Here is a 6,982-nt window from a genome sequence, read left to right on the forward strand (position 1 = left end):
AGGCCGATTACGTCCCCTGCCGCCACTCTCTGTCCCTCCTGCACCCGGATTTGGCTGAGGTGGGCGTAGAGGGTTTCCAAGCCGCCTGGCTCGTGCAGAATGCGCACCCGCAACCCCCTGACCGGGCGGCCCAAGCCAGGACACAAAAACTGCGGCTCTTGACGCGCCAAGGTGACCCGTCCTGAAGCGGCGGCCAAGATCGGCGTACCCACCGGCATGGCCCAGTCGTAGCCGGCGTGGCCATCGCTTTTGCCGCAGGGGTGCAGCGGGCCAGGGAGCCAAACTTGGCCTTGCCCACTGACAAACCGTCCGTTGCCATCTTCCTCCCCCAGGGGCATATCGTGGTCGAAAAGGTTGGTGACGGGAAATTCGCCGACAAAGGGCTTGTGCAAGAACGGCCACTGGGGCAGCGGCGCATCCCCATCGGCAGAGCGATGGCTCTCCAGCGCCAGCCGATAGTTTTCCAGCTCCTGACGCTGAGCCGGATCCTGCGACTGCCGATACAAGAGATCCACCAGGCGCAGGGCCTGAGACCAGTCCCGGCGCTCCACAGCCCGGGCCAACTGGGCGTACACCCCCACCAGGGATCCCTGCCACCGAGGTAGGGGCAGGCCCTGGGCAAAGACAGAGGGGATGTTTACGAATTGATACAATAGACAGCAAAATATCAGCAGTGTCACCGTTAGCAGCAGTGACACCTCTGTCCAGGGAGCCATCCCAAGTAGGCCGGCCCGCAAGCAAGCGGGTTCGTTCTTGGAGTTGGGCTTTCTTCCCAGGCCACCCGCTTTTCTCCTCAGCCGTTGTAGGAGCGGTAGAGAGGCAGAGCGGCTTTGCTTAACCACTCTCCTGGAGTTTCTCATGCGTTGGTTCTCGTCCTCTGGTGTTCTCGTCAGTCCGTCTTTGCAGCTTTCTGTTTGGCGAAGTGTTCTGCCTCTGTCCGGCTCAATTTGGCGGCGGCTGGAAGCTTTGGCGCTGGGTTTGCACATTCTGTCTTTGCTCTTCGGGTTGGCAGGGTTGCTTTGGGTTGTACCCCATCCTGAGTGGGTGGCCAGTTTGCCCCCCGTTGGCATTCAAGCCTTCTCCTGGAGCATGGGCAATGGCGGCGTTGCCTACATGGTGTTCGGGGCGCTGGCGGCGGCTTTGATGGGATCCCGACTGTTGGGAGTGCGGCGCCTGTTGATGTTTTTGATCCCGGCGGTGGGCATCTCCCTGGCCAGCGAGCTGTTGGGCACCAGTACAGGGATCCCCTTTGGCGACTACGGCTACCTCAGTGGGCTGGGCTACAAGATTGCCGGGCTGGTTCCCTTCACGATCCCTTTGTCTTGGTTTTACGTGGGGCTGTCCTCTTACCTGTTGGCGCGGGTGGCGCTGCAAGCGGGTCGCCACTGGCTGATCCACTGCGAGGCCATCCTGTTGGGGGCGCTGCTGCTCACCGCTTGGGACTTCGTGCTGGATCCGGCCATGACCCGCGGCTTGATCCCCTTTTGGACGTGGTTTCAGCCGGGGCCTTTTTTCGGCATGCCGTTGCAAAACTTCGGCGGTTGGATGCTGACCGGGGCCGCCTTTATGACCGTAGCCAACCTCCTCTGGGGGAAAGATCAGCCTGTGTTGAACCGCCGCCAGTTGTTGGGGCCGCTGGTGCTTTATGTAGCCAATTTTGCTTTTGCCCTGCTGATGAGCCTGGGATCCGGCATTTTCGCGCCAGCGGGGCTAGGCCTGTTGCTGGGCTTGGGGCCGGCTTTGGGGTTGTGGTGGAGCGCTCCGCCTGCACCCTCCCATCCCGAAGCGGTTGAAGGAGAGGCAGCTCGAACCTGGCAGGCGCTGGAGGATCCTGGCTGGGCGGGGGTGAAATAGCTGCCTGGCGTAGTTATGAGGGAGCAACAGTGCCCTGTAGCCCTTTCGGTGCTCACCCCTCTTGCTGGCCCATATCTGCCTGGACGAATGGGGGGATCCTTCGGGGCCACCCAAAATGGAGCCCAAGTCGCGGCAGCGGTGGAGTAGTTTGTTAACTTAACTGCTGCCGCCGTGGCCAGACTTTTTTTCTGGATGAGGCGAAGTGGAAGCCGGTTCCGTTTCCTTTGATTTGTCCTGTAGCAAGCCGATCAGCAAGCAGGCCACCCCAAGGTTGATGGCCACATCCGCCACGTTAAACACCGGAAAGCGGATCCAAACCAGATTAAAAAAATCCACCACGTAGCCGTTGAGAAAGCGGTCGATGCCGTTCCCTACCGCTCCTGCCCAGACCAGACCGTAGCCCGCCTGTTCCCAACGGCCCAGGCTGCCGCCGCGAATCGCCAGCAGCGCCAGCGCCACCGCTACCCCCAACGAGACCCACTTGAGGAACTCTGCCGAATCGGCAAACAGGCTCCAGGCGGCGCCGGTATTTTCCACATAGGTGAGGTGAAACACCCCCGGCCACAGCTCGATTTCCGGCCCCGGCAGCAGCCGCTCCACCGCCCAACGCTTGGTCGCCTGATCCAGGATCACGCCCAGGATCCCGGCCAGCCAAAAGCCCGTGTTTTTCATGCCCTTTTGCTTCACCACGTCCACTGGCAATAGCGCTCAGAGGAGCACTTTTCCCATCCTGACATTCTCTCTCCCGCCTGTGGGTGACAAACCGCAGGGGCAAGGCTTGGGGGTTCATCTGGCTGGAGAGCTTAATCAAGAAAAACGCCCGGCTGGCTGAGCCGGACGGGGATCCCACAGTCCAGAGAAGAGGACAAGGGCAGCTACCGACCCTGTTGCTCCAGGGATCGGCGCAACTCACTGGCCATCTGCAGAAACTCTTGCGGATTGCCCGCCTTGCCGTAGGAGGAGCGATCTTCAACCTTTTTGCCACTGCCTTGGCGGGTGCGGGTGTTGAGCAAAGAGCTGGCCATTTCCATGAACTTGGCAGGGTTTCCTTCGCTGCTGCCCCGCATCACAGAGGTTCGTCCGGCACGAGTCACTGCCATAGCTACCTTGATTCTCAGAAACGAAATGCTTGTTCATATCTTCCCACAAGGGATCCCAAACCCGCCAGGCCCAGCGCTCTATTAAGCTAGGAGAATTGTTGGAGATAGCCGTGAATTCTCAGGCTTTGCATCACCAATTCGATACATTCAGAGATGCTTTGCTCGGCGGTTTTGCACACCACCTCTGGACATTCCGGCGGCTCGTAGGGATCGTCGATGCCGGTAAAATGCTGGATGAGACCTGCCCGCGCTTTGCGATAGAGGCCCTTGACATCCCGACGTTCGCATACCTCTAGGGGGGCATCCACAAAGACTTCGATGAAGTTGCCGATCTGCCGCCGCACCTCCTGCCGGGTGGCCCGATAAGGGGAAATGGCCGACACCAGCACGATCACCCCGTGGCGGGTCAGCATCTCTGCCACAAAGCCGATGCGGCGAACGTTCTCATCCCGATCTTCTTTGCTGAAGCCGAGCCCTTTGGTCAGGTGTTGCCGCACCAGGTCTGCATCGAGCACTTCCACCGCCAGCCCCAGAGCCTGCAACTGCTGGGCCACACCGCAGCTCAGGGTGGTTTTGCCCGCGCCGCTGAGCCCCGTAAACCAGACTGTTACCCCCCGCCGCCCCATGGGTGTGGATCCCGTCTCCTTAGAGCTTCGTCAGAATAGCATCCTCAGAGCAGAGTGATACACTCGAATCACTGTCCATTCTCTCTCTGTCTTGCCGCCGGCCATGTCACCGCTGAGCTCTTCTCTCGTCGATACCCCCTCGCAATCCGCGACCACTGCCGAGCTGTTCGAGCAGCATGTGATGTCCACCTACGCTCGCTATCCTCTGACCTTGGTGCGGGGGGAAGGCTGCCGGGTTTGGGATGAAGAGGGGCGGGAGTACCTGGATTTTGTGGCCGGCATTGCCACCTGCACGTTGGGCCATGCCCACCCCGCTTGGATCCAGGCGCTGACGCAGCAGGCGCAACAGTTGCACCATGTTTCCAACCTCTACTACAACCAGCCGCAGGCGCAACTGGCCCAATGGCTGACCCAGCACTCCTGTGCCGATAAGGTGTTTTTTTGCAACTCGGGGGCAGAGGCCAATGAAGGCGCCATCAAGCTGGCCCGCAAGTACGCCCATACGGTGCGCGGGATCCAGGATCCGGTGATCCTCACCGCCCAGGCCAGCTTTCATGGACGCACCCTGGCCACCATTACCGCCACCGGCCAGCCGAAATACCAAAAAGACTTTGCCCCTCTGGTGCCCGGCTTCGATTACGTTCCCTACAACGATCTCGAGGGTACGGCGGTGGTGTTGGAGCGCTGGGGCGAGCGGGTGTGTGCCGTGCTGCTGGAGCCGCTGCAGGGGGAGGGGGGGGTTGTCCCAGGAGATCCCGCCTACTTCCAGTGGCTGCGCCGGGTCTGCAGCGAGCGGGGCATCCTGCTGATGTTGGATGAGGTGCAGGTGGGCATGGGGCGCAGCGGCAGGCTCTGGGGCTACTGCAACTTGGGAGTGGAGCCGGATGTGTTCACCTTGGCCAAGGGTCTCGCCGGTGGGATCCCGATTGGCGCCCTCTTGGCCAAAGAGTTTTGCGCCGTGTTTCAGCCAGGGGATCACGCCAGCACCTTTGGCGGCAATCCCTTGGCCTGTGCAGTGGGCCTGGCGGTTTGCCACACCCTGATGGCCGAAAGCCTGGTTTGGAATGCCCAGCAGGCAGGAGCCTATCTGCGCCAGGGGCTGTCTCGCCTGGCAAGGCAGTTTCCGCAGCTTGTTCAAGAGGTGCGCGGCTGGGGCCTGATCCAGGGTTTGGTGGTGCGCATCCCGGCGGCTGAGGTGGTCAGGGCGGCCCTGGAGCAGGGGCTACTGCTGGTGCCGGCGGGATCTCAGGTGGTGCGCTTTGTGCCCCCCTTGATCGTCACGCCAAAGGAGATTGACGAGGCGCTGGCGCGGCTGGAATCGGCTCTGCAGAGCTTAGCCGTTGGCGATGGCGGGACAGAGTCCTGGCAAGCTTAGCCCTGGTAGAGCTGTTGCAAAAACGCCTGCAGCCGCTGGCGGGCCTCATGGGGCAAGGGATCCCTGGCCTGCTCTAGCAGGGGCAGTACCTCCTCGGCGTAGGCCGGGACAAAGCCGGCAGCCGGCCAGAGCAAGTCCGAGGTAGATCGCAGGTTCCACACTTGGGATCCCTGCTCGAGCAACAGGGGCCGCACCCAGAGCAGCGCCGGGGATCCCGCCTCAAGATTGTGGAGAGAAACCTGAATCAGCTCCACGTAGAGGGTGGCTTGCGGCCCCGGCAAAGCTAGAAGGCGGCGGGGTGAGGTGGGGGCACTCCCTACTTCCGTCCCAGCAGGCAGAGGACGTCCTCTAAGGGGGGGCTCCTCACCAGAGCCACATTGAGCAGGCAGACAGGGCCACAGGGTCATGGAACGGCTGGCTTCCGCTTAGGAACGATCGAGACAAACTACACCTGATCTTAAGAGACGCCTTCTCAGGTTCTGCGAGGGGATCCCGTCGGAAGCAGAGATTGCCCAAGGTGCTAGTCTTGCAGGCAAGGCTCCTCGAAATTCCTTGCAACCGGATCCCGCCATGATGCACACCTTTATCCCACCCCACCGCTTTTTCCCCTACCTGACCTGGACGGAGATCCAGGCCATGCCCGACAAAGAGAATGTGGTGATCATCCAGCCCGTAGCCTCGATCGAGCAACACGGGCCCCACCTGCCCCTGGTGGTGGATGCCTGCATCGGCACCGCAATCATCGGGCGGGCCATGGAAAAACTAGAGCCGGGGATCCCGGCCTATGTCCTGCCCACCCAGTGCTACGGCAAAGCCAACGAGCACTGGCATTTTCCGGGCACCATCACCCTCTCGGCGCAAACCCTGATGGCGGTGCTGACCGAAGTGGCCGAAAGCATTTACCGGGCCGGGTTTCGCAAGCTGGTGTTCCTCAACTCCCACGGCGGCCAGCCCGAAGTGCTGCAGATTGTGGCCCGCGACCTGCACCAGAAGCACGAAGACTTCCTCCTTTTCCCCATCTCCGTCTGGCGCGTTCCCCACCAAGGCCAGGAGCTGATGACCCCGAAAGAACGGGAACTGGGCATCCATGCCGGCGACGGCGAGACCAGCATGCTGATGTACCTGTTGCCCGAGACAGTACGAACTGACCGCTTGGTCTGCGAGTACCCTCAGGATCTGCCGGAAGACAGCCTGATTAGCCTGGAAGGGCGGATCTCTTTTGCCTGGACAACTCGCGACCTCAGCAAGAGCGGCGTCCTGGGGGATGCCACCGCCGCCACGCCGGAAAAAGGCAAACTTTTGGTGGAGTCCATGGCCGATGGCTGGGTGCGGCTGATCCGGGATCTGTACAAGTTCCAGCAGCCCCAGGCTTGGCGCAAAGACCCGCTGCCAAGGTAGGGATCCCGGCAGATGTCTTTACCTTCTGAGGCTTCTGGCCAACCCTAGCCTGCTTCTCAGGAGCGGAAGCAGCGACTTCGCCAGGACGGGTGATAGGCTTGAGGGGAAGTTCCCCTACCCTGTGAGGGGAGAGCAATGGTTCTTGCCTCAAAGCCAGCCACCCCTCCCATCCTCGAGCGGCACGACGCCACTTGGCAGGACTACCTGACCATTGGCAACCATCCCACCCTGGACTGGCAGAAGATTTCTTTTTACCAGGGCTGGTTGTGGGTCAACATGGGCAAAGAAGGGCCAGAGCACGCCTCCGTCAGCGATTTCATCACCATCATTTTTGGGTTTTGGGCCTTTCTCCACCCGGATGTGCCCCTGCAGTCCTACGGTCGCTGTCTGATTGAGTACCCAGAAACCCACGCCTGTGCCCCCGACCTGGTGCTCTACAAAGGGGAGAACATCCCCAGGTACCAAGCTGGCGAGCCGCGGCGGATTGATTTGCGTTTCCAAAGACCCCCTGACCTGGTGGGCGAAATTGCCGACACTACCCTCAGCCTTGACCTGGACGAGCAGAAGCAGCTCTACGCCAGCCTGGGCATTCCTGAGTACTGGGTCATCGATGTCAAAGGGCGGCGCGT

At 61.2% G+C, this 6,982-nt stretch carries 9 protein-coding genes; 4 read left to right on the forward strand and 5 right to left on the reverse strand.

The window, feature by feature from the left end:
- Window positions 1–653, reverse strand: a 653-nt coding sequence (locus NW844_RS03535; protein WP_414333533.1) for a M23 family metallopeptidase, incomplete at its 3' end; no start/stop codon positions are given.
- A gap of 205 nt (window positions 654–858) precedes the next feature.
- On the opposite strand from NW844_RS03535, the gene NW844_RS03540 reads away from it, so the two are divergent.
- Entirely contained in the window at window positions 859–1,854 is a 996-nt protein-coding gene (locus NW844_RS03540; protein WP_414333535.1) for a carotenoid biosynthesis protein, read from the forward strand.
- A gap of 156 nt (window positions 1,855–2,010) precedes the next feature.
- On the opposite strand, the gene lspA is transcribed toward NW844_RS03540, so the two are convergent.
- The 3 genes from lspA to cysC all read right to left on the reverse strand — a co-directional run bounded on the left by lspA (window position 2,011) and on the right by cysC (window position 3,580).
- Window positions 2,011–2,526, reverse strand: coding sequence for a signal peptidase II (lspA, locus tag NW844_RS03545; RefSeq protein ID WP_414333548.1), 516 nt, complete (start codon window positions 2,524–2,526; stop codon window positions 2,011–2,013).
- 203 nt (window positions 2,527–2,729) lie between these two features.
- Window positions 2,730–2,954 (reverse strand): hypothetical protein, encoded by a 225-nt coding sequence (locus tag NW844_RS03550; protein WP_414333537.1) that lies wholly within the window; start codon window positions 2,952–2,954, stop codon window positions 2,730–2,732.
- 86 nt (window positions 2,955–3,040) lie between these two features.
- Window positions 3,041–3,580, reverse strand: coding sequence for an adenylyl-sulfate kinase (gene cysC / locus NW844_RS03555; protein WP_414333538.1), 540 nt, complete (start codon window positions 3,578–3,580; stop codon window positions 3,041–3,043).
- 103 nt (window positions 3,581–3,683) lie between these two features.
- Between cysC and NW844_RS03560 the strand changes: the two genes are divergently transcribed.
- The gene (locus tag NW844_RS03560; RefSeq protein ID WP_414333539.1) at window positions 3,684–4,955 is read left to right on the forward strand and encodes an aspartate aminotransferase family protein; all 1,272 of its coding nucleotides are present in this window, start codon (window positions 3,684–3,686) and stop codon (window positions 4,953–4,955) included.
- Here the strand turns inward: NW844_RS03560 and NW844_RS03565 are convergent.
- Window positions 4,952–5,362, reverse strand: coding sequence for a hypothetical protein (locus NW844_RS03565; protein ID WP_414333541.1), 411 nt, complete (start codon window positions 5,360–5,362; stop codon window positions 4,952–4,954). The genes NW844_RS03560 and NW844_RS03565 overlap by 4 nt on opposite strands.
- Window positions 5,363–5,528: 166 nt before the next feature.
- Here NW844_RS03565 and NW844_RS03570 point away from each other — a divergent pair, with 166 nt between their 5' ends.
- A complete protein-coding gene (locus NW844_RS03570) occupies window positions 5,529–6,353 on the forward strand; it encodes a creatininase family protein (protein WP_414333550.1) in 825 nt (274 codons plus the stop codon).
- A gap of 135 nt (window positions 6,354–6,488) precedes the next feature.
- Window positions 6,489–6,982: Uma2 family endonuclease (locus NW844_RS03575; protein WP_414333543.1), on the forward strand; the 494-nt coding region annotated here is incomplete at its 3' end.

Origin of the sequence: Synechococcus sp. H55.2 (genome assembly GCF_047462495.1) — a bacterium.
Lineage (GTDB): Bacteria > Cyanobacteriota > Cyanobacteriia > Thermostichales > Thermostichaceae > Thermostichus.